The following is a 25847-nucleotide window of genomic DNA, read 5'->3' on the forward strand; positions in this document are numbered from 1 at the left end:
CCGGTCCTAGCTGGGGTCAGCGGCCGGATGGATCACAGTGATGCCGGCCGGGGCGGCGCCGGACATGGCCGACAGCGCCGGGGCGACCTCGTCCAGGCCGATCACGCCGGTGACCAGTTCGTCGGGCCGCACCGCGCCGGAGCGGACCAGGTCCAGCATCGCCGGGTAGTCGTGCGCGGCCATGCCATGGCTGCCCAGCCAGGACAGCTCCCAGAAGGCCAGGAACGACAGGTCCAGGCGCACCTGGTCAGGCAGCAACCCCAGCTGGACGTGCCGGCCGCGCGGCTTGAGCGAGCGCAGCGCGGTCTGCACCACCGACTCGGCGCCGATCGCGTCCATGGTCACCGCCGCGCCGCCGCCGGTCAGCTGCCTGATCTGCTCGGCGACGTCATCGCCGGCGCTGTCGCTGGGACCGCTGCTGGCCAGCATCGTGTGCTGCGCGCCGTGCCTGGTGGCCATCGACAGGGCAGCCGGGTTGGTGTCGACCGCGATCACCCGGGCGCCGAGGGCCGCGGCGATCATGACGACGGACAGCCCAACCCCGCCGCAGCCGAAGACCGCCAGCCACTCCCCCGGACGGACGGCGCCGACCACCGTCACCGCGCGGTAGGCGGTGGCGAACCGGCAGCCCAGCGAGGCCGCGGTGTCGTAGCCGATCTCGTCGGGCAGCGCGACCAGGTTCACCTCGGCATAGGGGATGGCCACGTACTCGGCGAACGAGCCCCAGTAGTTGAAGCCCGGCTGCAACTGCCGGGTGCAGACCTGCTGGTTGCCCTCGCGGCACTGCTCGCAGTTCCCGCACGCGCAGATGAACGGCACGATCACCCGCTGGCCCGGACGCCAGCCCCGCACGCCTGAATCCACCTCGGCGATGGTGGCGGCCAGCTCGTGGCCGGGCACGTGCGGCAAGGCGACCCCGGGGTCGTGGCCCTGCCAGGCGTGCCAGTCGCTGCGGCACAGGCCGGTGGAACGCACCTGCAGGATCACCCCGCCCTTGGGCAGCTCCGGCTCGGGCACGTCGGTGACGATCGGGGCGTCGCCGAATTGGTGGAACAGCACTGCGCGCATGGCCGCATTCTTACCAGCCCGGTCCGACGTCAGCCGAGCTCGAGCTGGGCGCTAGACCCGCCTTGGCGAAGTCGTTGCGCCGGATCAACACATCGCCGGTCTCAGGTGTCTTGTAGTTGTAATCGGGTTGCGGGCCTGAGCTCTGGCCCCTTCCTGCAGGCAGTCTCTCCTTGGGGTGTGCGATGCGCGTAGCTCTCGCGGCTTTGGCCGTGTGCCTTGTCGTTCCGGTGCTGTCCACACCCGGCGCTGCGGTGGCCGCGAGTGGCTCGTCCGCCGGCGCCATCGGCTCGTCCGCCGGCCCCATCGGCCCGTCCGGCTTCTATTCCGCGGTCAGCCGGATCCGGGCGCTGGACAGCCGGGTGTCGGGGGCGATCCCCGCCAAGGCCACCGCCAAGGTGCAGGTCAACGATGTGGGCGACCGCCATGCCATCAACGTGGTGGCCGTCTCGGTGAACCTGACGGTGCTGACGCCGGCCGTGACGGGTTCCATCACGGTGTTCGCCGACGGCACCAGTTGGTCCGGCGCGACCATGAGCTTCCAGGCCGGTCTGACCAACCAGAATTTCGAGACGGTCCCGGTCGGCGCGAACGGCCTGATCGACATCCGCAACAACACCGCCAGCTCGCTGGTGCTGATCGTCGACATCCTCGGCTATCACAGGAGCGGTTTCGGGGACTTCTACGGCGAGTACCAGCCGATGACGCCGACCCGGCTGCTGGACACCCGCACCGGTCAGCCGGTGGCCGCCGGCCAGACGCGCACCTTTCAGGTGGGCGGCCGAGGCGGCATCCCGGCGCAGGATGCCGCCACAGGACAGATGGGGGTGGTCGTCAACTTCACGGTGCTGACGCCCAGCCGGTCCGGGTCGCTGACGGTGGGAGGGACCGACCTGGCTGTGAAGACCTCCACCATGAGCTTCGCCGCCGGCCAGACCGAGCAGGGCCAGCTCCTGGAGCTGCTGGACGACAGCGGCGGGCTAGCGCTCCGCAACAACAGCGCGGCGGCCGTCCACGTGATCGCCGATGTGGTCGGCTACTACACCGGGCTCAATGTCACCGACCCGGGGCGTTTCGATCACTTCTTCGCGGGCGGCCACTGGCGCGTCTATGACAGCCGGGGCGTCGGGCAGGCGCCGGTGCCGCCGGGCGGCACGGTGCAGCTGCCCATCGCGGATCTGGCGAACGGCAACACCAGGGACGGCATCTGCGCGCCCTTGATGAACGTGACCGTGCTGACCCCGAGCACCGGTGGCTCGATCTCGGCCTGGCCGGACAGCGTCGCCTGGGATGGCGCGGCCACCATCACCTTCGCAGCTCACCACACCAGGCAGCGGATGCTGATGGTGGCCAGCGGTGACAAGCAGAATGTCCAGATCCGCAACAACAGCAGCGCGCCGATCACCCTGATCGTCGACGTCAAGGGCTGGCGGAGCTGCATCTGAGACGGTGTGTTCGCTCAGGCGAAGAAGTCACGCACAACAGCTGACCCCGGGGATCTCGTCGGGCTGCATCAGGCGGCGTCCAGCTTCGTGCTGACAGTCGCAATGTCCTCCCTATGGCTTTCACAGCTGACTTTAGCGGGTTAAAAGCTGCTACAGTTGCCATCTGGGAGGGTCGATGAGTCAAGTGCGCACGTACTCGCAGCAGACAGTGGACGCTGCCCGCCTGCTCGGGCTGGAGATTGCGCGGGCCCGACGCGCACGGCGCTGGACCATCAATGAACTCGCCGAGCGCGCCGGGGTCTCGCGCATCACCGTTCGGGCAGCCGAGGCCGGCACGCCAACGGTCGCTATCGGAACGGTATTCGAGCTGACCACCATCCTCGGCATCGACCTGTTCGGCGCCAGCCCTGCCGAACTCCCCGAGCTGCTCGCGGGCGGCCGTGATCGGCTGGCCCTGCTGCCGGCACGCGTGCGGCAGCCGGCCACCCCCATCGACGACGACTTCTGAGCCCGGGGCTGGTGACCACCCGATGACCAGTACTCGTGTCACGCCTGCTCCCGAAAGCGCGTTCGTCTGGGTCTGGCTGCCCGGCGCGACGGAGCCGATCGTCGCTGGCCGGCTCGACGTCGCAGGCGAGGTGGTCCTGTTCACCTACGGGCGCTCCTACCTGGCCCGCGCTGACGCCATCGCTGTCTACCTGCCGGAGCTGCCGCTGCAGCCGGGTCCGATCAGGCCCGGCAGTGGTCTCACCGTCGCGGGCTGCATCAGAGACGCCGGACCCGATGCCTGGGGGCAGCGCGTCATCCTCGCCCGGCACACCGGGCACCTTGACCGTGACAGTGACACCGCGGAACTCGGGCTGCTGACCTACCTGCTCGAGTCCGGCTCCGATCGCATCGGCGGCCTGGACTTTCAGGCCAGTGCCGCCACTTACACGCCGCGATTGGGCACCGCGACGCTGGAGGAAATGCAGATCGCCGCGGACAAGCTGCAGGCCGGCGAGGAGCTCTCCCCCGAGCTCGCGACGGCCTTGTTACACGGCACCTCCATCGGCGGAGCGCGGCCGAAGGTGTTGGTCCACGACAGCGGTCGCCACGTCATCGCGAAGCTGTCCTCCACGACCGACCCGTATCCAGTGGTCAAGGCTGAGGGCGTCGCGATGGAGCTGGCGCGCCGTGTCGGACTGGAGGTGCCGCACACCGAAGTGACTACCTGCCTCGGCCGTGACGTGCTGCTGGTCGAGCGTTTCGATCGCGTCGAAGTTCCGGGCCAGCGGCGAATGCTCGTCTCGGCCCTGACCATGCTCGGCCTGGACGAGATGATGGGGCGCTACGCGACCTACCCTGCGCTGGCCGACCTCATCCGTCAGCGGTTCACCAGCCCGGCCGCGACGCTGCGTGAGCTGTTCGCCCGGATCGTCTTCAACATCTGCGTCGGCAATACCGACGACCACGCGCGCAATCACGCCGCGTTCTGGGATGGCACCATGCTCACCCTCACTCCGGCCTATGACCTGTGCCCCCAACTCCGCTCGGGTACCGAAGCCAACCAGGCCATGGCGATCGGCAGGGATGGGCAGCGCGCCAGCCGGCTGGCTGTGTGTCGAAGCGCGGCCGAGGTGTACCTGCTCAGCCGAGCCGAGGCAGAGGAGATCATCGAGCGGTGCGTCACCGTCATCAACGAGCAGTGGGACACGGCCGCTGAGGCTGCTGGCCTTACAGCGCAGGAGAAAAGGCAGCTGTGGCAACGGCAGATCCTCAATCCCTACATCCACGCTGACTAATAAGCCGGTGTGCGGCCTTGCGGCAGCCACCTCGCATGTCCGGCGGCCGGATAACCCAGGCGCCGGGTAATTGAGCTGACGACGCTCGGGCGCGGCGCCATGCTGATCGCCATGGACGCCGGCGACCTCCTTAGCGGACCTCGTGGCCGCCGGGTCTGCTACGAGCTCATGAAGGGATCGGCTGACCAGTCGGCGCCAGCGACCCTCGGCCGGACGGAGGTCGACAGCCAGGCAGCGATAACGGCCATCGCTGAAGCTTGCGACTGGGGGATGTACTGGCAACCTCCCCACGACCTCGACGCCGCTTTGGGGTCCGGCGAATGGCGGACCCGGCTGCAGGACACCGCCGAGGCGATCGCGGCCAGTCCCGTGACGAGTTGGTGGACCAGCCCGATCGACCTCGACGATCAGCACCTCGTCCAGTTTCTTGACGGGGACTCGCCACAGTGGGAGCACAAGCCGACGCTGACCGGCCTGCGGACAGCCGTGGACGGGCTCAGCCTCGAGCACTCCGGCGAGTTGTATGGCTCCGGCACAGCCGACGGTCCAGCCGCTGGGAAATGGCTCGACGGCACCTGGTGGTCCGCAGCTGACATGGCCGCAGGCGGCGTTGCGGTCGATTGGAAAATGGTCAGCGGCGCATGGTGGTCAGCGCCCATCACGCGGCCCGGGGTGAGCACTGCCCGCTCGATCGGACAGCCGCCGCTGCCAACCGGCCTGGTCTTCGTGGAGGACTCGTTCGGCTGGACCTCGGCGACCTCCTGGCAGGTGTCTGCGACCCGCGAGGTCAGGGTTCTCGAACTGGGCGCCCCGGAGGACTGGATGAACCTGGTTCGCCGGTACCCGCTGGAGGTCACGGCCACCACCAAGCGTGGCGACTGGTGGCGAACGACGGGCCGGGACGGCAGCTGGGCGATGCCTGATTGGCCTTTGGTTGCCGAGGATTGGGACGCTGTCCATCTCAGCGTTGCCGGCTACCTGACCACCGCCGGACGGGCGTTGCCGGTGGACGAGGGCACCGCGACTGTGCTGGCGGGGTGGCCACCCGACGCGACGTTCTGGCTCGCCGACGTCCTCCGGGTCGCGGGCGGACCCACGCCGTGGCGCAGGGACACCGACACCAATGTGTGGTCGCGAGCCTGAAGCTGCTCAGCGATAGCGGGCGGTCAGCAGTCAGCCCCGGATACTCGCGGGCTCACTCTCCGATGCACCGCCCCTGAGTTGGTCTACTCTGCGCAGCTAGGCCCGGACGGTAGGGTCTTGCCATACAGACGCACCATCAGGTGTGCCGCGGGACCGCGTCGTCAGGCGCCGTCCTTGGCGGGAGAGCCGGAGATGAGCCGGGGCCCGTCCTGATGTCGAGGGACATCCGACGTGAACGACTGCCTTAAGAAGGCTTATCCGACCCAACATCAGGCGCTGCTGGCGCTGCGGGCGACTCAGCGCCGCGCCACGGCCCGCCAGCGCACAGCACCGACCAGGGCTTATCTGTGCCCGACGTGCCGTCGCTACTGGCACCTCACCTCGAAGTCCGGCAGACAGGGTCCGCCCGGGTTACGCCCGCGCCCCGAAGCTGACACCTAGGGCACGGACGGCGCCCCGCCTCGCTGGGTGCGAGGCCGGGGCGCCGGGTCGTACGTGATGGACATCGGCATGCACAGCTGCTTCGGTGTTTAGCTGCAGCCGGACGTGCTCCCGCAGCCTTCGCAGACGAAGCACGAGCCCGCGGGCCGCATCTTCGTGCCGCAGTTCATGCACAGCGGGGCGTCGGCCGAGGTGCCGATGATCGACTCCAGCAACTCGGTCGAGCTGTGCACCGTCGACATCGACTCCGGCATCCCGGCTGGCTTGGGCTCGGTGACCGGAGCCGACTGCGCCAGCGCCTCCAGGTCGTCCTCGGCCGGGGCGTAGCTGCCGGTGTCCAGCTGCCGGGCCCGCTCCTCGGCGGTGTAGATGCCCAGCGCGCTGCGGGTCTCGAAGGGCAGGTAGTCCAGCGCCAGCCGCCGGAAGATGTAGTCCACGATCGACTGCGCCATCCGGATGTCCGGGTCATCGGTCAGGCCGGCCGGCTCGAAGCGCATGTTGGTGAACTTCGAGACGTAGGACTCCAGCGGCACGCCGTGCTGCAGCGCGACCGAGATCGCGATCGAGAACGCGTCCATCACGCCGGCAAGCGTCGAACCCTGCTTGCCGAGCTTGAGGAAGACCTCGCCGAGGCCGTCGTCGGGGTAGGAGCCGGCGGTCAGGTAGCCCTCGGCGCCGCCGACGGCGAAGGACACCGTCCGCGAGGGCCGTGACTTGGGCAGCCGCTTGCGGATCGGGCGGTGGTCGACGACCGGCTCGGCCGTCACCGCGCCCGCCTTCTTGGCCTCCTTGCCGGCCGACAGCGGCTGGCCCACCTTGCAGTTGTCGCGGTAGACCGCCAGCGCCTTCAGGCCCAGCTTCCAGCCCTGGAAGTACACGTCGGCGATGTCGTCGATAGTCGCCGACTCAGGCAGGTTGACCGTCTTGGAGATCGCGCCGGAGATGAACGGCTGGGTCGCGGCCATCATCCGGACGTGGCCCATCGCCTTGATGGCCCGGGCGCCCATCGCGCAGTCGAAGACGTCGTAATGCTCGAGCTTGAGCCCCGGAGCGTCCTGGACGTGGCCGTGCTCGGCGATGAACTCGACGATCGCCTCGACCTGCTCCTGCTGGTAGCCCAGCGCCTGCAGCGCCCGCGGCACCGTCTGGTTGACGATCTGCATCGAGCCGCCGCCGACCAGCTTCTTGAACTTCACCAGGGCCAGGTCCGGCTCGATGCCGGTGGTGTCGCAGTCCATCATCAGACCGATGGTGCCGGTCGGCGCCAGCACCGAAGCTTGGGCGTTGCGCCAGCCGTTGACGGCTCCGATCTTGAGGCAGGAGGCCCACTCCTCGGTGGCCCGGGCCAGCACCGCCTTGTCGGTCTGGTGGAAGAACCGCACGCTGTCGTTGGCGGCGGCGTGCTTGCGCATCACCCGGGCGTGGCCTTCGGCGTTGCGGGCGAAGCCGTCGTACGGGCCGACCACACCGGCCAGCTCGGCCGAGCGGCGGTAGGCGGTGCCGGTCATCAGCGAGGTGATCGCGGCCGCCATCGCCCGGCCGGCGTCGGAGTCATAGGCCAGCCCCGAGGCCATCAGCAGCGCGCCCAGGTTGGCGTAGCCGATACCCAGCTGCCGGTAGGCCCGGGTGTTGACGCCGATCGCCTCGGTCGGGAAGTCGGCGAAGCAGATCGAGATGTCCATCGCGGTGATGATCAGCTCGACGGCCTTGACGAACTTGGCCGAGTCGAAGGAGTTGCCCGCGCCGTCGGAGCCGAGGAACTTCATCAGGTTCAGCGACGCCAGGTTGCAGGAGGTGTTGTCCAGGCTCATGTACTCCGAGCACGGGTTGGACGCGGTGATCCGACCCGACTCGGGGTTGGTGTGCCAGTCGTTGATGGTGTCGTCGTACTGGATGCCCGGGTCGGCGCACTCCCAGGCCGCCTTGGCGACCTTGTGGAAGAGCTGCTTGGCGTCGATGGTCTCGATGACCTCGTGGTTGGAGCGGGCTCGCAGGCCGAACTGGCCACCCTCCTCGACGGCGTGCATGAACTCATCCGACACCCGGACGGAGTTGTTGGCGTTCTGGTACTGCACCGAGGTGATGTCGCTGCCGCCGAGGTCCATGTCGAAGCCGGCGTCGCGCAGCACCCGGATCTTGTCTTCCTCGCGGGCCTTGGTCTCGACGAACTCGACGATGTCGGGGTGGTCGATGTCGAGCACGACCATCTTGGCGGCCCGCCGGGTGGCGCCGCCGGACTTGATGGTGCCGGCCGAGGCGTCCGCGCCGCGCATGAAGCTGACCGGGCCCGAGGCGGTGCCACCGGAGGACAGCAGCTCCTTCGAGGAGCGGATCCGCGACAGGTTCAACCCGGCGCCCGAGCCGCCCTTGAAGATCAGGCCCTCTTCGCGGTACCAGTTGAGGATCGAGTCCATGGTGTCGTCGACGGCCAGGATGAAGCAGGCGCTGACCTGCTGCGGCGAGGTGGTGCCGACGTTGAACCAGACCGGGGAGTTGAAGCTGAACACCTGGTGCAACAGCATCCAGGTCAGCTCGTGCTCGAAGATCTCGGCGTCGGATGCCGAGCGGAAGTAGCCGTACTCCTCGCCCGCCACCCGGTAGGTGTGCACCACCCGGTGGATGAGCTGCTTGAGCGACCACTCGCGCTGCTCGGTGCCGACCGCGCCGCGGAAGTACTTGGTGGTGACGATGTTGGCGGCGTTGACCGACCAGGAGGTGGGGAACTCGACCCCGCGCTGCTCGAAGTTGACCGAGCCGTCGCGCCAGTTGGTCATGACCACGTCGCGGCGCTCCCAGTCGAGCTCGTCGAAGGGGTGCACTCCCTCGGTGGTGTAGACGCGCTCGATCACCAGGCCATTGGCGGGATACACCGGCTGGTCCTTCGCGCTGACCTTCAACGCGCGCGCCTCACCGGCGTGCTTGGAACCAGCCGGCTTGCCGGCGTTCTTCGAGGAAGAACCGCCGCTGGACCCGCCTTCGACAACTTCGGTCATAACCCGCTGTGCCCCTTTTCCTTGGTGATCCCGTGTGGTTGTGCTGATGACTGACGTGGCGCGGCCGCCTGGGTGGCTACCGGGGCCTCGCCGGAGCGATCGAGGCGATGCTCGGCGCGCAGCTCGCTGATCGCCTTCTCGAAGTCTTCGATGGAGCTGAATGAGCGGTACACGCTGGCGAAGCGCAGGTAGGCGACCTCGTCCAGCGCGCGCAGCGGGCCGAGGATCGCCAGACCGACCTCGGGCGCGGGCACCTCGGCCGCTCCGGTGGCCCTGATCGCCTCTTCGACGGTCTGGGCCAGCTGGGCGAGGGCGTCCTCGTCGACCGGCCGGCCCTGACACGCCCGCCGGACGCCGGTGATGACCTTCTGCCTGCTGAACGGCTCGGTCACCCCGCTGCGCTTGATGACGGCCAGGGTCGCTTCTTCGACCGTGGTGAACCGCTTGCCGCAATCGGGGCAGCTGCGCCGGCGCCGGATGACCTGGCCCTCGTCCTGCTCGCGAGAGTCCACCACCCGTGAGTCCGGGTAACGGCAGTACGGGCACCGCATCCCAGTGCCTCCCCTACGTTAAAACCGCGTGCGGCGCAGAACGCTTTCTGCGGGGCTCCACGGACCTGCTCGACATCCGCCGCGGGGCTGTCGTCAACAGGGAACTGTCAACAACCTGGGGACGGACCGTGGATGGCCCTGCTCAGGTGTTGATGGCCTGTGGACTACCAAACCCCAACTTGTGGACGAAGTACATGCTTGTAACTACTACATGTAGAACGTTAGAGCCTGGCCAAGTCTTCCGCAAGAGGCACGCTGGAAGTAAATTCCAACCGTGTAAGAGGAGTTTTCCGGCGACATTTCCGAACCACTCAACCTTTAGCCGACCTTGAGGGCTTGGCCAGGAATCAAGGACACCGAGGTGAGGTTGTTGGACTCCCGAATTCGCTCGACCACCGCGCGCGGGTCACGGCCCGGAGCGACCTGGCCGGCGATAGACCAGAGGGTGTCTCCCGGCTGAACGGTGACCACGGCGCCGGCCGGGGCGGCCGGAGCGGCTGCCGACGGGCTCGCCGACAGGTGCGCCACGAGCAGCAGCAGCCCGCCGACGACAGCGACGCCGAGCGCGATCGCCACGACTCCCCGCCGGGTCAGTCGCAGCGGGCGGGACTGCACCCGCGCAGCGCTGGAGCCGACCGGAACCAGCTGGGCCGGCGTCCGCGCGGAGCTGATGAGCCGGACCGACGGCCGGGCGACCCGACCCGTGCCGCGCCGTGCCCCGTCCCACCGGCCGCTCGAGGGCGCGCACCGCTCGCCCGGTGGGACCAGCCACAGCCGGGGCCGGTCGGCCGGCGGGGCAGCCGCCCCGGCCCGCGGTAATTGCCGGGCACGAGCGGGAATGGGCGCCGCCGGAGGGAACTCTGTTGCGACTGACATGCCGTGCTCCTCACTGAATCTGACCGGGGCCAGTTACGCTGGAGATCGAACATTCGTTCGATCGAACGTCTGTACCGATGTCTACTACAAGCCTCCGACAGAAACCAGAATCGCGACACGCCGATTCGAACAGGTGTTTGAATCGTTACCCCTGCGGCGCTACGGTCGGCACGCTCGTCCCCGGACGACACGCCATTGAGGGAGTCGCCCTCGATGACGCCCAGACCGGCCGTCAGGCCAGATAGAGACAGGGAGACTCCGGTGCCCAAGCCGCCCAAGCCACCATTACGACGAGGTCCGGGACGACCCAGGAACAGCAGCATCGCCGAGTTCCCCGACCACGACCGCGGCGATGGGCTGACCGCCCGGCAGCGGACGATCCTGAGCGTCATCCGCAACACCGTGGCACAGCGCGGCTTTCCGCCGAGCATGCGCGAGATCGGTGACGCGGTCGGGTTGCAGTCGACCTCGAGCGTCAGCCACCAGCTCGCCGTCCTGGAGCAGAAGGGCTTCATCCGGCGAGACCCGAACAAGCCACGGGCGCTGGACGTCCGGTCTCCGGAGGAGCAGGACGAGCCGACCTCCGGCCACTTCGGGATGCACCCGGTGGGCGACGACGCGCTGAACGCCAACGCCCCCGAGGCGGTGATGGTGCCGTTGATCGGGCGGATCGCGGCCGGTGGCCCCATCCTGGCCGAGCAGGTCGTCGAGGATGTCTTCCCGCTACCGCGCACCCTGGTCGGCGAGGGCACCCTCTACCTGTTGCGAGTCCGGGGTGACTCGATGGTGGACGCCGCTATCGCCGACGGTGACTGGGTCGTGGTGCGCCAGCAGCCCAACGCCGACAACGGCGAGATCGTCGCGGCCATGATCGACGGCGAGGCCACCGTCAAGACGTTGCGGCGCCGCGACGGCCATGCCTGGCTGTTGCCGCACAACGAGGCCTACTCACCGATTCCCGCCGACGAGGCGACCATTCTCGGCCGGGTCGTGGCCGTGCTGCGCAAGGTCTGACCCAGGCCGTCAAGACCGTCTGAGTCTGCCCCGGACAGTTGCGTCCGGGGCAGACTTCGCCAGAGAAGTCAGGCTCTAGAGAGACTCAGGCCTGCGTCCGCTGCTGAGGCGACTCCTCCTCGGCCGGCGGCAGCGCCACCGGGGCCGAGGGAGTGATCGCCTGCGGCGGAACGACGGGGTGGGCCACGACCGGCTCACCGGTCGCTGCCGGCTGACCGTTCGCGTTGACCGCAGGCGGCTGAACAGCGCTGGACGTCGTGGTGCCGGACGTCGTGGCAGGGGGTGCCTCGGCGGAGTTGCGAGCCGCGTCGTCGGCGTCCATACCCTTGATCTCGGTCTTGAAGATCCGCAGCGACCGGCCGACCGAGCGCGACATTTCCGGCAGCTTCTTGTATCCGAAGAGCACCAGCACGACCAAAGCGATGATCACCCAGTGCGACGGCGATTGCCAGCCCATGATTACTCTCCCTGCACAGCTTCGGGACACCTACTGCAGGCAAGCCTACGCGGTACTGGCGCAAACATCGGAGTTCACCGTTCCCGGGCCGGCACCGCCGCCGAGAATTCATCCAGCGCGGCGGCCAGATCCGCCCGGACCCGCGCGCTGATCAGCGTCCCCTCACCGGTGTGCTCCTCGGTCAACACCTCGCCGTCGGCATGGATCCGGGCGACCAGGTCACCCCGGGTGTAGGGCAGCAGCACCAGGACGGCCTGCTCGGGGCGTGGCAGCTTGGACTCGATGAGCGCTTCCAGTTCGGCCATCCCCGCGCCGGTCAGCGCCGAGACGAACAGCCCGTCCGGCACCAGGCTGCGCAGCCGCAGCTGGGTCTCGGCATCGGCGGCGTCGGCCTTGTTGAACACGATCTGCTCCGGCACGTCAAGGGCGTCGATGTCCGAGAGCACCTCACGCACCGCGCGGATCTGCGATTCGGGGTCATCGTCGGAGGCGTCCACCACGTGCAGGATCAGGTCTGCCGAGGCGACCTCCTCCAGCGTGGACCGGAAGGCCTCGACGAGCTGGTGCGGCAGGTGACGGACGAAGCCGACCGTGTCGGACAGCGTGTAGACGCGGCCGTCGGTGGTCTCGGCCCGCCGGACGGTGGGATCCAGGGTGGCGAACAGCGCGTTCTCCACCAGCACGCCGGCGCCGGTGAGCCGGTTCAGCAACGAGGACTTGCCCGCGTTGGTGTAGCCGGCGAGCACCACCGAGGGCACCTCTTTGTTGGTGCGCCGCGAGCGTTTGACGTCCCGGGCGGTCTTCATGCCCGAGATCTCCTTGCGCAACTTGGCCATCCGGGCGGTGATCCGGCGGCGGTCGATCTCCAGCTTGGTCTCACCCGGCCCGCGACCGCCGATCCCGACGCCGTTGGTCGCCCGGCCGCCGACCTGCCGGGACAGCGACTCGCCCCAGCCGCGCAGCCGCGGCACCAGGTACTGCAACTGCGCCAGCTCCACCTGTGCCTTGCCCTCGCGGGACCGGGCGTGCTGGGCGAAGATGTCGAGGATCAGCGCCGTCCGGTCGACCACCTTGACCTTGACGACCTGCTCGAGCTGGCGCAGCTGGCCAGGCGTGAGCTCCCCGTCGCAGATGACGGTGTCGGCGCCGGTGGCGGCCACGATGTCGCGCAGCTCCTTGGCCTTGCCCGAGCCGATGTAGGTCGCCGGATCCGGGCGATCCCGGCGCTGCACCAGGCCGTCGAGCACCTCCGAGCCGGCGGTCTCGGCCAGCCGGGCCAGCTCGTGCATCGAGTTCTCGGCCTCGGTCAGGGTGCCGGTGGTCCAGACCCCGACCAGCACCACCCGTTCCAGGCGCAGCTGGCGGTACTCGACCTCGGTGATGTCGGTGAGCTCGGTGGACAGCCCGGCGATCCGGCGCAGCGCGGCCCGGTCGGACAGGTCGTACTCGCCGAGGGTGTAGTCCGGCTCGTCGGCCAGCTCGTCGTCGTCGGCCAGCTCGTCGTCGGCCAGCTCGATGTCGTCGGCAAGCTCTATGTCATCGACCGGCTCGACAGCGGTCGGCCCGGCCTGGGAGTCAGTTCGTCGGTAAGCAGTCATTGCCTACATGGTGACAGCCTTACCGGCCGGAATGCGAAGTTATTTCCTGCTGAGCCGCTACCGGTGCGCGGCAAGCCACTCCGGCGACAGCTCCAGACTGGCGACCAGGACGGCCGGCCCGGCCAGCATCAGGTTGCCCGCGGCGTTCCACCAGACCCGGCACTCGCCGCCCGGCACCTCGACCGTCCACTCCCCCTGGCCCGCCTGCTCGCCGGCCGCCACCACCACCGCGGCGCAGATTCCGGTGCCACAGGAGCGGGTCTCGCCCGAGCCACGCTCGTACACCCGCATCCGCAGCCGGTCCGGCCCCAGGCGCACCACGAATTCGACGTTCTGGCCCTCCGGCAGGCCGGGGAGGACCCGCGGCGGCTCGGTCAGCCGCAACGCCTCCAGGTCCTGCGCCGAGGGCAGTTGCACGACCACATGGGGATTGGGCAGGTCCAGGGCCACCGACTCGTACTCGCCGAGCAGCCCGGCGGCGCTGACCCGCGGCCGCTCCGAGCGGATGGTCGCCGGTCCTAACTCGGCGGTGAAGTGCTCGCCGTCGAAGCTCAGCGCCTTCGGCCCGCCCCGGGTCGCCACCGTCAGGTTGGCGCCGTCGGCCGAGTCGACCAGCCCGAACCGCTGCAGGTAACGCCCGAACACCCGCAGCCCGTTGCCGCACATCTCCGCGATCGTGCCGTCGGCGTTGTGATAGTCCATGAAGTACTCGGCCACCCCGGCCTGAGCGCGGACGTCCGGCTCGGTGGCCAGCTCGGTCCGGGTCACCCGCAGCACGCCGTCGGCCCCGATGCCGGCCCGCCGGTCGCACAGCGCGCGCACCATCGACGGCGACATCGAGATCACCGCGTCCAGGTCGGGCAGCACCACGAAGTCGTTCTCGGTGCCATGGCCCTTCATCACCGTCATTTTGCGGTTCACGTTCTGAGCCTAGCGGGCAACAGCGCGAGCGTCGTGTCCAGAACGTCGGGCGCCGCGGCGTCCAGCCAGTGCAGCCGCGGGTCCCGACGGAACCAGGACCGCTGCCGGCGCACGAACCGCCAGGTCCCGCGAACGGTCAGCTCGACGGCGTCGGCAAGGTCACCGCGCAACTCGCCCTGCTCGTCGAGCACCGCGAGCAACTGCTGGTAGCCCAGCGCCTTGCCCGCGGTGGGGCTGTCCCGCAGCCCGAGCGGCAGCAGCCGGCGCACCTCGTCGAGCAGCCCCCCGGCCATCATCCGATCCACCCGCAGCCGCACCCGGTTCTCCAGGTCAGGGTGCTCCAGCGCGATCTGCACCGTCTGATAGATCGACTCGAAGGCCGGCATCCTGGCCGTGAACGGGCCGCCGGTGAGCTCCATGACCTCCAGCGCCCGCACGATGCGGCGGCCGTTGGACGGCAGGATCGCCGCTCCGGCGGCCGGGTCCAGCCGTGCCAGCCGAACGTGCAGGGCCGCCGGGCCGGCCTCGGCCAGCTCAGCAGCCAGCCGCGCCCTGATCTCGGGCGACTCCCCGGGGAACTCCAGCCGGTCCAGGGTGGCCCGCACGTAGAGGCCGGAGCCGCCGACCAGCACCGGGGTCCGGCCCCGGCTCGTGATGTCGGCGATCGCGGCCCGGGCCAGCCGCTGGTATTCGGCGACGGCCGCGGACTTGGTCAGCGGCCAGACGTCGAGCAGGTGGTGCGCCACGCCGCCCCGCTCGGCCGGCGGCAGCTTGGCGGTGCCGATGTCCATGCCGCGGTAGAGCTGCATGGAGTCGGCGTTGATGATCTCGCCGCCGATTCGCCGGGCCAGCGCCACCGCAAGGTCGGATTTTCCGGTTCCGGTCGGACCGACGATCGCCACCACCGGACGTCCGGGTGGCCCCGCATCGGTGTCAGTCACGTTGCAAGAGGCTATCCGGCTGCACCGTAGCAGTCTCCAGTCGTGTCTAATGCTGAATATGAGTACGGAATGGGGACGTATCGACGAGGCCGGCACGGTGTTCGTCAGGACCGCCGAGGGTGAACGGGAGGTCGGCTCGTGGCAGGCCGGCGACGCCGAGGCCGGGCTGGCCTACTACATCCGCAGGTATGAGGATCTGCAGACGGAGATCAACCTGCTGGCCAAGCGGTTGGAGTCCGGCGCCGGCGATCCCAAGGCCACCAAGTCCCAAGCCATGACCTTGCACGCCTCGCTGCCCACGGTCGCGGCGGTCGGTGACCTGGCCACGCTCGACACCCGGCTCGTCACGTTGATCACCGCGGCCGACGCCAAGATGGGCGAGCTTGCCGAGGCGCGCGACGCCGCCCGGGCCGAGGCCATCGCCAAGAAGGAAGCGCTGGCGGTCGAGGCCGAGACGATCGCTGAGAGCTCCACCCAGTGGAAGGCCGCCGGTGACCGGCTGCGGGCCATCGTCGAGGAATGGAAGCTGATCAAGGGGATCGACCGCAAGACCGATGACGCGCTGTGGAAGCGGTTCGCCGCCGCCCGCGACGCCTTCGGCAAGCGTCGCGGCAGCCACTTCGCCAACCTCGACACCGAGCGCGACGCCGCCAAGTCGATCAAGGAGAAGCTGGTGGCCCGGGCCGAGGAGCTGTCCAGCTCCGAGGACTGGCGCGAGACCTCGGCGGCGTTGAAGGAACTGATGAACGAGTGGAAGGTCGCTCCGCGGACCAACCGCAGCACCGAGGACGCGCTGTGGAAGCGGTTCAGAGCCGCTCAGGACGTGTTCTTCGAACGGCGCTCCGGAGTGTTCGCCGAGCGCGACGCCGAGCAGAGCCAGAACCTGAAGGAGAAGGAATCGATCATCGCCGAGGCCGCCGCGCTCGATGTGAGCAATCCGCGGCAGGCCCAGGTGGCGCTGCGCGACCTGCAGGAGAAGCTGGAGACGCTCGGCCACGTTCCGCGCGATTCCATGCAGCGGCTCGAGACCAGGATGCGCGCCGCCGAGCAGCGGGTCCGCGAGGCACTCGACGCCGAGTGGAAGCGCGGGGCGACCGAGTCCAACCCGTTCCTGGCGCAGTTGAAGGAACGCCTGAGCGAGGCCGAGGCCAAGCTTGCCAAGGCCCAGGCGTCCGGGGACCCGCAGCGCATCGCCAAGGCCGAGGCCGAGGTCAGCAGGCGCAAGGCGCTGCTGCCGGAGTAGGTCGGCCAGGCCGGTTCAGGGGCCGGGCCGGATAGGGGCCAGGCCAGTTTTGGGGCCAGGCCGGTTTGGGGGCCGGGCCTGGTGGGCGGCAGGAACGGATGGCTCGCTCGGCCGGAGCCGGGTGGGCGGCAGGAGCGGATGGCTCGCTCAGCCGCGGTTGGCCTCGGAATGCCCGACGGGAAAGTGCCGCCAGCTCCCCTCGGAGACGACTTCGATGACGCCGTCGATCACCTTGATGGCCAGTGCCGGCATCAAGGAACGAGCAGTCCAGCTAGTCCTGCTGAGCTGGGCCGGCTGGGCTAGGCCGGCCGGCGGCCGATGCTCAGCAGCGGCGTAGCTGGTTTCGCGGCGGGTTTGGTGAGTCCGGAGGGCCCTCGCCATTTCTGGTGCGCCGAGATGCCGCCGTCGGCCACCAAGTGGTGCGGGGCGGCATAGCTGACCCGGGCCGTCACCACGTCACCGGCCTGATACCCCACTGGCGACGGCGCGCCGGCGCCGACGTGCACCAGCCGCCCGTCACGGGCCCGCCCGGAGATGCGCTCGTTCGCGGCATCCTTCTTGCCGCCGAAGGTGCTGACCAGCACCTCGACGTCGGCGCCGACCAGCCGCTTGTTGTCGTCCCAGCTGATCTGTTCTTGCAGCTCGATCAGCCGGTCGTAGCGCTGCTGCACCACGGCCTTCGGAATCTGGTCCGGCATGGTCGCTGCCGGCGTGCCGGGCCGCGGCGAGTACTGGAAGGTGAACGCGCTGGCGAACCTGGCTCGCCGGACGGCGTCCAGGGTCTGCTCGAAGTCCTGCTCGGTCTCACCCGGAAAGCCGACGATGATGTCGGTGGTGATGGCCGCGTGCGGCATCGCCGCGCGCACTCTGTCGATGATGTCGAGGTAGCGGGCCTGCCGGTAGGAGCGCCGCATCGACCTGAGCACCGCGTCCGAGCCGGACTGCATCGGCATGTGCAGCTGCGGGCAGACATTGGGGGTCTCGGCCATCGCGGCGATCACGTCATCGGTGAAGTCGCGGGGGTGCGGGCTGGTGAAACGCACCCGGTCCAGGCCCTCGACACGTCCGCAGGCGCGCAGCAGCTTGCCGAAGGCCAGCGCGTCACCGAACGAGCGGCCGTAGGAGTTGACGTTCTGGCCCAACAGGGTGATCTCGGTGACGCCCTCGGCCACCAGCGCCTCGATCTCGGCCAGCACGTCGCCGGGGCGCCGGTCGGTCTCCTTGCCGCGCAGGCTGGGCACGATGCAGAACGTGCAGCTGTTGTCACAGCCCACCGAGATCGACACCCACGCCGAGAAGGCCGAGTCACGCCGGCTGGGCAGGTCGGAGGGGAAGTTGGCCAGGGCGTCGAGGATCTCGACCTGGGCCTCGCCGTTGTGCCGGGCGCGTTCGAGCAGTACCGGCAGGCTGGCCAGGTTATGGGTGCCGAAGACCACGTCGACCCAGGGCGCCTTCTGCAGCACGGCAGCCTGGTCCTTCTGCGCCAGGCAGCCGCCGACGGCGATCTGCATGCCCGGACGGGCGGTTTTCACCGGCGCCAGCTGGCTGAGGTTTCCGTAGAGCCGGTTGTCGGCGTTCTCGCGCACCGCGCAGGTGTTGAAGACCACCAGGTCGGCCTCCCGGCCGCTCTGGTCGGCAGCCCGGCGGTACCCGGCCCGTTCCAGCAGCCCGGACAACCGTTCGGAATCGTGGACGTTCATCTGGCAGCCGTAGGTGCGGATGGCGTAGGTCGGTCCGGTGGCGAGGTCACCGGCGCCGGAGTCGCCAGCACGCGGGTCACCGGCGCACGGGTCACCGGCACTCGGGAGGCCGGTGAGGTCGGCGCGGGACTCGGTACCGGGGGCGGCGTTCATATCGGCTCAAGAGTACGAGGCCGCACCACCCGGCGCTGACCAGGCGGCCTACTCTTGCTCATGGCCGCCACCGCCAAGCCGGCTGCACCCGGGCCGGCCGCCGCCGAACACGGCCCGGTCCCAGGAGCTGCCGCCGAGATCGGGCTCGCCACCTGCCACCAGGAGCAACCCGCTCCTATCCGGCTGCGGCCCCTGACCGTGGCCGACCTGCCGCTGTTGGGCCAGTGGTTCGCTGCCGCGCACGTCGAGCGCTGGTGGCACGAGCCCAGCGACCCGGCGCGGGTCCGGGCCGAGTACCTGCCCTGCATCGAAGGCAGCGAACCTACGCACGCCCTGATCGCCGAGCTGCCCACCGGCCCGTTCGGCTATGCCCAGTGGTGTCGCTGGAGCGACTACCCCGACCACGCCCGGAGCGTGGGAGCCGATCCGGACGAGGCCGGCTTCGACTACCTCATCGGCTCCGCGGACCTCTGCGGCCACGGAATCGGCACCCGGCTGATCGCGGCACTGGTCGGGCTCGTCCGGGACAGCGATGCGACGGTGGCCGGCTTCGTGGTGGATCCGGAGGTCGCCAACGCCGCCTCTCGACGCGTTCTGGAGAAGAACGGGTTCGAACTGGTCGCGGTGAAGGAGATACCGGACCCGGACGGCCGCCCGATCGGGCCGACCGCGGTCTACCGGCGCCGGCTGGTCAGCCGGCAGCCCGCGAGGTCAGTGGGCGACCTCGGTGGCTCGTGACTCGCGCACGACGGTCACCCTGATCTGGCCGGGATAGGTCAGCTCGTCCTCGATCTGCTTGGCGACCTCGCGGGCGATGACACCGGCGGCGAGGTCATCGACCTGCTCGGGCAGCACCATCACCCGAACCTCGCGGCCGGACTGCATGGCAAAGACCCGCTCCACCCCTGGGCGGGCGGTGGCGATCTGCTCGATCCGCTCGAGCCGCTTGACGTAGACCTCCAGCGACTCGCGCCGGGCGCCGGGACGGGCCGCCGAGCAGGCGTCAGCCGCCTGGGTCAACACGGCTTCGACGGTTTTTGGCTGCACCTCGTTGTGATGGGCCTCGACGGCATGCGCGACCGCCTCGCTCTCGCCGAACTTGCGCAGCAGGTCCGCGCCGATGATGGCGTGGCTTCCCTCCACCTCGTGGGTGAGGGCCTTGCCGATGTCATGCAGGAAGGCCGCCCGCTTGATCAGGCTCGTCTCCAGACCGAGCTCGCTGGCCATGATGCCGGCGATGTGAGCGGTCTCGATGAGGTGTCCCAGCACGTTCTGGCCGTAGCTGGTCCGGTACTTCAACCGCCCCAGGGTGGGGATCAGCCGCTCGTCGAGGTCGGTGATGCCGATCTCGGCCAGCGAGTCGCGGGCGGCTCGCAGGCACAGCTCGTCGACCTCGACCTTGGCCGTCTCGTAGATCTCTTCGATGCGGTGCGGGTGGATCCGGCCGTCCAGCACCAGTTTTTCCAGGGTGATCCGGGCGACCTCTCGGCGAACCGGGTCGAAGCAGGACAGCAGGACGGCTTCGGGGGTGTCGTCGATGATCACATTGACCCCGGTGACCGACTCGAAGGCCCGGATGTTGCGGCCCTCGCGGCCGATGATGCGGCCCTTCATCTCGTCGCTGGGCAGGTGCAACACGCTGACCACGGTCTCGGTGGTCTGCTCGCTGGCTACGCGCTGAACCGCGTCGACCACGATGGCCCGGGCCCGGTCGGTGGCCTCGGCGCGCGCCTCGGTCTCGATCGAGCGAACCAGGTTCGCGGCGTCGCGGCGGGCGGCGGCCTCGACCGAGCTGAGCAATTCGAGTTTGGCCTCTTCGGTGGTCAGCACGGCCACCCGCTCCAGAGCGGCGGTGTGCTCGAGCTCGTGGCGGACCGTCGCCGCGGCCAGCTCGGAGCGCAACTCCTCCAACGCGGCGCCCTCGGCCTCGAGTTCGGCCCGGCGGGCCTGGATCTCACGCACCGCCGAGTCCAGCTCGGACTCGCGCCGGTCCAGGCTCTGCGCGCGCGTCGCCAGCTCCTGCTCACGCGTCGCGAGCGCCGTCAGCTGAAGCTGGGACTCCCGCTCGGCGGTGCGCCTGGCATCGGCGATCAGGTCAGCGGCAGCCGTCTCGGCGCGCGCCTTGGCAGCGTCACCGCTGGCTCGGGCGGCTGCCACCTCGGTCTGGGCTGCTCTGCGCAGGGATTCGATCTCGGCGTCGGCGGCCCGGCGAGCGGCGTCGGCGTCTTTCATCGCGCGCTGCCGGATGGATTCGGCTTCAGCTTCGGCTTCGGCCACCCGGTCGGGGCCGTTCATCGCCGCCTGCTTGGCGGTGGCCTCGCCAGCTCCGGAGCGGCCGGCGTAGAGCGACAGGAATCGAAGACCGAGGATGAGGATCAACACAAATATGGCGGCGATAGCCGCGAACTCACTCAAGTGGCTCACTGAACGTCCTCCTCTCGCGGAGGCGACGCGTCAGTCAAGACCCGTCGCGACAGCACTGCAGGAGGCGGAAGCCGTGGGCCGGCCGCCCATGCGAACACAGAATGGAGGCGCCTTCCGCTAGCGCAGCGGGCGGCGTTCACTGTCTCCTTCGGTCCTCGATGTGACGACGGTCAACGGGCAAACATGACGCTTTGTATGTCAGTGCGCTGCGCGTGGGCGCAACGCATCCAGTCTCCTGATCTTGTGAGGTTATGAACGATGAGGCACAGGGTCAAGCCAGCCATGCGGTCTCATCGGGCCCAGTGTCCTCACCTGACGCGCCGACAGCGTCCCGAACCACCTGAAAGGCCATTGACGGCGAATAACCCTTGCGCGCCAGCATTCCCACCAAACGGCGCGTTTTGACCTCGGGTGCCAGTCGGGTCATCGAGCGGAGCTTGCGCGCCACCAACTGCCGGGCGGCCGCCGCCTCCGCCTCGGGCCCTATCCCGCTCACGGCGGCCGTGATCACGGTCTCGTCGACGCCCTTGTCCCGCAACTGGCGGCTGATCTCTCGTACCGCCAGCCCTCGATCACGCTGCCGGGACGAGACGTAGTCACCGGCGAACGCGTGATCGTCCACCAACCCGACGTCGGCCAGCCGGTCCAGCACCTTGGTCGAGGCCTGCTCAGGAACGCCGCGCGCGGCGAGCGCCTGGTGCAGCTCGGCCCGGGTGCGGGCGCGCGCGGTCAGCAGGCGCAAGCAGATCGTCCGGGCGGCACTTTCGGGGTCGGCGTCGGGATCGGCTAGCCGGGCGTCGAGGTCGGAGGGCTCGGCGGGCGGCGCAAAGGCGCCGCCACCCGCCGAACGCGAGCGAGCCATTGACGCTAGAAGTCCACCGGAGCCGGCAGCGGCGCCACTTCGGTCACCTGCGCGCCCACCCCGAGCTTCTCCTTGATCTTCTTCTCGATCTCCTCGGCGAGGTCGGGGTTGTCACGCAGGAAGTTGCGGGAGTTCTCCTTGCCCTGGCCTAGCTGGTCGCCTTCGTAGGTGTACCAGGCGCCGGACTTGCGAACGATGCCCTGATCGACGCCGACGTCGATCAACGAGCCTTCACGACTGATTCCTTGGCCGTAGACGATGTCGAACTCCGCCTGCTTGAACGGCGGGGCGACCTTGTTCTTGACGACCTTGACCCGAGTGCGGTTGCCTACCGCCTCGCCACCGTCCTTGAGGGTTTCGATACGGCGGACGTCCAGGCGCACCGACGAGTAGAACTTCAGCGCTTTGCCACCGGTGGTGGTCTCGGGCGAGCCGAACATGACGCCGATCTTCTCGCGCAACTGGTTGATGAAGATCGCGGTGGTGCCGGAGTTGCTGAGCGCGCCGGTGATCTTGCGCAACGCCTGGCTCATCAACCTCGCCTGCAGGCCCACGTGGCTGTCGCCCATCTCGCCCTCGATCTCGGCGCGGGGCACCAGCGCGGCGACCGAGTCCACGACGATGATGTCCAGGGCGCCCGAGCGGATCAGCATGTCCATGATCTCCAGCGCCTGCTCGCCGGTGTCGGGCTGGCTGACCAGCAGGGCGTCGGTGTCGACACCGAGCGCGCGGGCGTACTCGGGGTCCAGGGCGTGTTCGGCGTCGATGAACGCCGCCACCCCGCCGGCAGCCTGGGCATTGGCCACGGCGTGCAGGGCCACGGTCGTCTTGCCCGAGCTCTCGGGGCCGTAGATCTCCACGATCCGGCCGCGCGGCAGGCCACCGATGCCGAGTGCGATGTCCAGCGCGATCGACCCGGTCGGAATCACCTCGATGGGCACGTAGGGCCGCTCGCCCAACCGCATGACCGAGCCCTTGCCGAACTGCTTGTCGATCTGACCCAGTGCGACCTCAAGAGCCTTGTCGCGGTCGAATGCTGCGGCCATCTTTGGTACCTCTCTCATTTGGCTGTTCTGTTGAGAGCAACGCTAGATCTGACCACCGACACTTTCGCCGGCGAAGCACATCTGTGGACGACACGCGCTCGTTCCCCAGATTAGCGAACAAGTGTTCGATTGACGGCGACACGCCGGTATCAATTTGTCGTCGAGCCGGCCGGCGACGGTCAGCGCAGGCGCTGCGGGACGTCGAACTCCTGGCAGATCGCGCGCCACACCGACTTCGGCGAGTCCCCCCGGGCGATCGCGTCGTTGACGGTCGCTCCCAACGCGGTCACCCGGTAGTCCGCGGCCAGCGAATGGGCGTAGGTCGACCCGAACCGGGCTTCCATCCGCTGCCAGAACTCACTCAATCGCACGCCCTGAACACTAATGCCCGTGCGGCAGGGCGCGGCGCTCAGGCAAGATCTCCCCATGCCGGTTCCCGCCGCCCCCGCCCCCGAGCCTGACCGCTGGTACTCCCAGGAGGCGCTGTCCGGAACCCTGGTCACGCTGGTGCCGCTACAGCCCGAGCACGCCGAGGGATACGCCGCGGCGGTGCGCTCCGACGGCGGCGCCGATCAGGTGTACCGCTGGCTGGGCAGGGCGCCCGTCCCGGTGACCGCCGAACTGGCCCGCGCCGAGATCCTGGCCGCGCTGGCGGCCCGGGCCCGCGGGGACCGGTTTCCCTTCGCCCAGCTCGACTCCGGCACCGGTGAGGTGCTGGGCACCACCAGCTACTACGAGGTGCGGCCTGAGCTGCGGACGCTGGCGATCGGCTACACCTGGCTCGGCAGGCGGTGGTGGCGCACCGGTCACAACACCGAGTCCAAGCTGCTGCTGCTCAGCCAGGCGTTCGACGTGCTGGCGGCCGCCCGGGTCGTGTGGCACACCGACGTGCTCAACGAGCGGTCCAGGGCGGCGATCGAACGGCTGGGCGCGACCTTCGAGGGCGTGCTCCGCAAGCACCGGATCAGAGCCGACGGCACCTGGCGTGACACCGCTCAATACGCCATGACCGACGAGGACTGGCCGGCGGCCCGCGACCGGCTCCGGGCCAGTCTGAGCCGCTGACCCGGAACCGGGCGGCCACAGCGAGCCCTGTCGTACCCGACGCGCACACTAGAGGGATGGACACCCTGTTCGCGCCGGCGACCACCGCCTGGTTCGAGGGTGCCTTCGAAAGCCCGACCGATGCCCAAACCGGGGCCTGGCAGGCCATCGCCAAGGGCGAGCACACGCTGGTGGTGGCGCCTACCGGTTCCGGTAAGACGCTGGCCGCGTTCCTGTCCGCGATCGACCGGCTGGCCGCGCTGCCGGTGCCCGACGATCCGAACCGGCGCTGCCGGGTGCTCTACGTCAGCCCGTTGAAGGCGCTGGCCGCCGACGTGGAACGCAACCTGCGCTCACCGCTGGTGGGCATCTCCCAGGCCGCCCGCCGGCTGGAGCTGCCCGAGCCCAGGATCGAGGTCGCGATGCGTTCGGGCGACACCTCGGCCGAGGACCGGCGGGCCTTCGCCCGGCACGGCGCCGACATCCTGATCACCACGCCGGAGTCGCTGTTCCTGCTGCTCACCTCCGCGGCCCGGCAGGCCCTGGTCGGCGTCGAGACCGTCATCATCGACGAGGTGCACGCGGTCGCGGCGACGAAGCGGGGCGCCCACCTGGCGGTGAGCCTGGAACGGCTCGACGCGCTGCTCGAGCAGCCCGCGCAGCGGATCGGCCTGTCCGCCACCGTACGGCCGATCGAAGAGGTCGCCACCTTCCTGGCCGGCGGCCGGGCCGTGACCGTGGTCCAGCCGCAGACCGTCAAGCGACTGGACCTGTCCGTGGTGGTGCCGGTCGAGGACCTGACCCGACTCGACGACGGCCAGCCCGACACCGGGCAGGACCCGCAGCGTCGGGCCTCGATCTGGCCGCACGTCGAGGAGCGGGTGCTGGACCTGATCGACAGCCACACCTCGACCATCGTCTTCGCCAACTCCCGGCGGCTGGCCGAGCGGCTGACGGCGCGGCTCAACGACCTGGCCTGCGAACGCGATCCCGAGCGGGTCGCCGACATCCGGGCGCATCACGGCTCGGTGTCGCGCGAGCAACGCCAGATCGTCGAGGAGGAGCTGAAGGCCGGCCGGATCCCGGCGGTGGTCGCCACCTCGTCGCTGGAACTGGGCATCGACATGGGTGCGGTCGACCTGGTGGTGCAGGTCGAGTCACCGCCCTCGGTGGCCGCGGGCCTGCAGCGGCTCGGTCGCGCCGGGCATCAGGTGGGCGCGGAGTCGCGCGGCGTGATCTTTCCCAAGTACCGCGGCGACCTGCTGGAATGCGCCGTGGTGGCCGAGCGGATCCGCGACGGCCAGATCGAGTCGATGCGCTACCCCCGAAACCCGTTGGACGTGCTGGCCCAGCAGATCGTGGCGATGGTCGCGCTGGACACCGTCACGGTGGACGAGGTGGAACGGCTGATCCGGCGCAGCGCGTCCTTCGCCACCCTCCCCCGGTCCGCGCTCGAGGCGGTGCTGGACATGCTGGCCGGCCGCTACCCCTCCGACGCCTTCGCCGAGCTGCGGCCCAGGCTGGTCTGGGATCGGATCAGCGGCGAGCTGACCGGGCGGGCCGGCGCGCAGCGGCTTGCGGTGACCTCGGGCGGCACCATTCCCGACCGCGGCCTGTTCGGGGTGTTCCTGGCCGCCGCCGAGGGCGCCGGCCGGCGGGTCGGCGAGCTCGACGAGGAGATGGTCTACGAGTCCCGCGTGGGCGACGTCTTCCTCCTCGGCTCGTCGTCCTGGCGGATCGAGGACATCACCCACGACCGCGTGCTGGTCACGCCGGCACCGGGGCAGCCCGGGAAGATGCCGTTCTGGCACGGGGACGCGCCCGGCCGGCCGCTCGAACTCGGGCGGGCGCTCGGCGCGTTCCTCCGCGAGGTGGGCTCTGCCACGCCGGAGGCCGGACTCGAGCGGGCGCGTGCCGCGGGGCTCGACGAGTGGGGCGCGGCGAACCTCGTCGCCTACCTGACCGAGCAGAAGGCCGCGACCGGGCACCTCCCCGACGACCGCACGCTCCTGGTCGAGCGGTTCCGCGACGAGCTCGGCGACTGGCGGCTCGTGGTGCACTCGCCGTTCGGCGCACAGGTCAACGCCCCCTGGGCCCTGGTGCTCGCCGCGCGGCTGCGCGAGCGCTACGGCGTCGACGTCGCCTC

At 69.5% G+C, this 25847-nt stretch carries 22 protein-coding genes; 9 read left to right on the forward strand and 13 right to left on the reverse strand.

The genetic code is table 11. The annotated features are described in order from the left end of the window. Positions 1–6: 6 nt before the first annotated feature. Positions 7–1068 carry a zinc-dependent alcohol dehydrogenase family protein gene (locus tag VF557_10690; protein ID HEX8080666.1) on the reverse strand — a complete coding sequence of 354 codons (1062 nt, stop codon included), beginning with the start codon at positions 1066–1068 and terminating at the stop codon, positions 7–9. Positions 1069–1295: 227 nt separating this feature from the next. Between VF557_10690 and VF557_10695 the strand changes: the two genes are divergently transcribed. The 4 genes from VF557_10695 (at position 1296) to VF557_10710 (ending at position 5437) form a co-directional block, all read left to right on the forward strand. Next, positions 1296–2510 (forward strand): hypothetical protein, encoded by a 1215-nt coding sequence (locus VF557_10695; protein HEX8080667.1) that lies wholly within the window; start codon positions 1296–1298, stop codon positions 2508–2510. A gap of 175 nt (positions 2511–2685) precedes the next feature. Next, positions 2686–3018 carry a helix-turn-helix domain-containing protein gene (locus tag VF557_10700; GenBank protein ID HEX8080668.1) on the forward strand — a complete coding sequence of 111 codons (333 nt, stop codon included), beginning with the start codon at positions 2686–2688 and terminating at the stop codon, positions 3016–3018. Then, positions 2951–4294 (forward strand): HipA domain-containing protein, encoded by a 1344-nt coding sequence (locus VF557_10705; GenBank protein ID HEX8080669.1) that lies wholly within the window; start codon positions 2951–2953, stop codon positions 4292–4294. The genes VF557_10700 and VF557_10705 overlap by 68 nt, the downstream gene beginning before the upstream one ends. 270 nt (positions 4295–4564) lie before the next feature. Then, positions 4565–5437 carry a hypothetical protein gene (locus VF557_10710; GenBank protein ID HEX8080670.1) on the forward strand — a complete coding sequence of 291 codons (873 nt, stop codon included), beginning with the start codon at positions 4565–4567 and terminating at the stop codon, positions 5435–5437. A gap of 530 nt (positions 5438–5967) precedes the next feature. Here VF557_10710 and VF557_10715 read toward each other — a convergent pair. From VF557_10715 to VF557_10725, 3 genes are all read right to left on the reverse strand, one after another. Next, the gene (locus VF557_10715) at positions 5968–8871 is read right to left on the reverse strand and encodes a vitamin B12-dependent ribonucleotide reductase (protein ID HEX8080671.1); all 2904 of its coding nucleotides are present in this window, start codon (positions 8869–8871) and stop codon (positions 5968–5970) included. Further along, entirely contained in the window at positions 8868–9422 is a 555-nt protein-coding gene (gene nrdR, locus VF557_10720; protein HEX8080672.1) for a transcriptional regulator NrdR, read from the reverse strand. The genes VF557_10715 and nrdR overlap by 4 nt, the downstream gene beginning before the upstream one ends. Before the next feature lie 318 nt (positions 9423–9740). Continuing rightward, positions 9741–10298: a LysM peptidoglycan-binding domain-containing protein gene (locus tag VF557_10725; protein HEX8080673.1), complete on the reverse strand. Its 558-nt coding sequence runs from the start codon at positions 10296–10298 to the stop codon at positions 9741–9743. Positions 10299–10559: 261 nt separating this feature from the next. On the opposite strand from VF557_10725, the gene lexA reads away from it, so the two are divergent. Continuing rightward, positions 10560–11312 carry a transcriptional repressor LexA gene (gene lexA / locus VF557_10730; protein ID HEX8080674.1) on the forward strand — a complete coding sequence of 251 codons (753 nt, stop codon included), beginning with the start codon at positions 10560–10562 and terminating at the stop codon, positions 11310–11312. Between the two features lie 85 nt (positions 11313–11397). On the opposite strand, the gene tatA is transcribed toward lexA, so the two are convergent. The 4 genes from tatA to miaA all read right to left on the reverse strand — a co-directional run bounded on the left by tatA (position 11398) and on the right by miaA (position 15229). Beyond that, entirely contained in the window at positions 11398–11769 is a 372-nt protein-coding gene (gene tatA / locus VF557_10735; GenBank protein HEX8080675.1) for a Sec-independent protein translocase subunit TatA, read from the reverse strand. Positions 11770–11843: 74 nt separating this feature from the next. Beyond that, positions 11844–13367 carry a GTPase HflX gene (hflX, locus tag VF557_10740; GenBank protein ID HEX8080676.1) on the reverse strand — a complete coding sequence of 508 codons (1524 nt, stop codon included), beginning with the start codon at positions 13365–13367 and terminating at the stop codon, positions 11844–11846. A 57-nt stretch (positions 13368–13424) separates the two neighbouring features. Next, positions 13425–14288, reverse strand: coding sequence for a diaminopimelate epimerase (dapF, locus tag VF557_10745; protein HEX8080677.1), 864 nt, complete (start codon positions 14286–14288; stop codon positions 13425–13427). Beyond that, positions 14285–15229, reverse strand: a complete 945-nt coding sequence (miaA, locus tag VF557_10750; protein ID HEX8080678.1) for a tRNA (adenosine(37)-N6)-dimethylallyltransferase MiaA — start codon at positions 15227–15229, stop codon at positions 14285–14287. Before miaA ends, dapF begins: the two co-directional genes overlap by 4 nt. A gap of 58 nt (positions 15230–15287) precedes the next feature. Between miaA and VF557_10755 the strand changes: the two genes are divergently transcribed. Further along, the gene (locus VF557_10755; GenBank protein HEX8080679.1) at positions 15288–16472 is read left to right on the forward strand and encodes a DUF349 domain-containing protein; all 1185 of its coding nucleotides are present in this window, start codon (positions 15288–15290) and stop codon (positions 16470–16472) included. A 299-nt stretch (positions 16473–16771) separates the two neighbouring features. On the opposite strand, the gene miaB is transcribed toward VF557_10755, so the two are convergent. Then, positions 16772–18325: a tRNA (N6-isopentenyl adenosine(37)-C2)-methylthiotransferase MiaB gene (gene miaB, locus VF557_10760; GenBank protein HEX8080680.1), complete on the reverse strand. Its 1554-nt coding sequence runs from the start codon at positions 18323–18325 to the stop codon at positions 16772–16774. 60 nt (positions 18326–18385) lie between these two features. Here miaB and VF557_10765 point away from each other — a divergent pair, with 60 nt between their 5' ends. Continuing rightward, the gene (locus VF557_10765; GenBank protein ID HEX8080681.1) at positions 18386–19063 is read left to right on the forward strand and encodes a GNAT family N-acetyltransferase; all 678 of its coding nucleotides are present in this window, start codon (positions 18386–18388) and stop codon (positions 19061–19063) included. Here the strand turns inward: VF557_10765 and rny are convergent. From rny to VF557_10785, 4 genes are all read right to left on the reverse strand, one after another. Beyond that, on the reverse strand, positions 19037–20749 hold the full coding sequence (gene rny, locus VF557_10770) for a ribonuclease Y (GenBank protein ID HEX8080682.1): 1713 nt from the start codon (positions 20747–20749) through the stop codon (positions 19037–19039). The two genes, VF557_10765 and rny, sit on opposite strands and share 27 nt — an antisense overlap. Positions 20750–21020: 271 nt before the next feature. Further along, positions 21021–21611, reverse strand: coding sequence for a regulatory protein RecX (locus tag VF557_10775; GenBank protein ID HEX8080683.1), 591 nt, complete (start codon positions 21609–21611; stop codon positions 21021–21023). 5 nt (positions 21612–21616) lie between these two features. Further along, positions 21617–22657 carry a recombinase RecA gene (gene recA / locus VF557_10780; GenBank protein HEX8080684.1) on the reverse strand — a complete coding sequence of 347 codons (1041 nt, stop codon included), beginning with the start codon at positions 22655–22657 and terminating at the stop codon, positions 21617–21619. A 179-nt stretch (positions 22658–22836) separates the two neighbouring features. Then, complete coding sequence (locus VF557_10785) at positions 22837–23028, reverse strand: DUF3046 domain-containing protein (protein HEX8080685.1); 192 nt, start codon at positions 23026–23028, stop codon at positions 22837–22839. 55 nt (positions 23029–23083) lie between these two features. Between VF557_10785 and VF557_10790 the strand changes: the two genes are divergently transcribed. Both VF557_10790 and VF557_10795 read left to right on the forward strand, forming a co-directional pair. Continuing rightward, a complete protein-coding gene (locus VF557_10790) occupies positions 23084–23722 on the forward strand; it encodes a GNAT family protein (GenBank protein ID HEX8080686.1) in 639 nt (212 codons plus the stop codon). Between the two features lie 56 nt (positions 23723–23778). Then, positions 23779–25847 (forward strand): DEAD/DEAH box helicase (locus VF557_10795; GenBank protein ID HEX8080687.1); only part of this gene is annotated, 2069 nt, incomplete at its 3' end.

This window comes from Jatrophihabitans sp. (assembly GCA_036389035.1).
Taxonomy (GTDB): Bacteria; Actinomycetota; Actinomycetes; order Mycobacteriales; family Jatrophihabitantaceae; genus Jatrophihabitans_A.

Bases quoted from the DNA above. Each gene is read 5' to 3' on its own strand.
- VF557_10690 (HEX8080666.1), bottom strand. From the start codon at position 1,068: ATGCGCGCAGTGCTGTTCCACCAATTCGGCGACGCCCCGATCGTCACC.
- VF557_10700 (HEX8080668.1), top strand. From the start codon at position 2,686: ATGAGTCAAGTGCGCACGTACTCGCAGCAGACAGTGGACGCTGCCCGC.
- VF557_10710 (HEX8080670.1), top strand. From the start codon at position 4,565: ATGTACTGGCAACCTCCCCACGACCTCGACGCCGCTTTGGGGTCCGGC.
- VF557_10715 (HEX8080671.1), bottom strand. From the start codon at position 8,871: ATGACCGAAGTTGTCGAAGGCGGGTCCAGCGGCGGTTCTTCCTCGAAG.
- nrdR (HEX8080672.1), bottom strand. From the start codon at position 9,422: ATGCGGTGCCCGTACTGCCGTTACCCGGACTCACGGGTGGTGGACTCT.
- VF557_10725 (HEX8080673.1), bottom strand. From the start codon at position 10,298: ATGTCAGTCGCAACAGAGTTCCCTCCGGCGGCGCCCATTCCCGCTCGT.
- tatA (HEX8080675.1), bottom strand. From the start codon at position 11,769: ATGGGCTGGCAATCGCCGTCGCACTGGGTGATCATCGCTTTGGTCGTG.
- hflX (HEX8080676.1), bottom strand. From the start codon at position 13,367: ATGACTGCTTACCGACGAACTGACTCCCAGGCCGGGCCGACCGCTGTC.
- VF557_10755 (HEX8080679.1), top strand. From the start codon at position 15,288: ATGAGTACGGAATGGGGACGTATCGACGAGGCCGGCACGGTGTTCGTC.
- miaB (HEX8080680.1), bottom strand. From the start codon at position 18,325: ATGAACGCCGCCCCCGGTACCGAGTCCCGCGCCGACCTCACCGGCCTC.
- VF557_10765 (HEX8080681.1), top strand. From the start codon at position 18,386: ATGGCCGCCACCGCCAAGCCGGCTGCACCCGGGCCGGCCGCCGCCGAA.
- VF557_10775 (HEX8080683.1), bottom strand. From the start codon at position 21,611: ATGGCTCGCTCGCGTTCGGCGGGTGGCGGCGCCTTTGCGCCGCCCGCC.
- recA (HEX8080684.1), bottom strand. From the start codon at position 22,657: ATGGCCGCAGCATTCGACCGCGACAAGGCTCTTGAGGTCGCACTGGGT.
- VF557_10790 (HEX8080686.1), top strand. From the start codon at position 23,084: ATGCCGGTTCCCGCCGCCCCCGCCCCCGAGCCTGACCGCTGGTACTCC.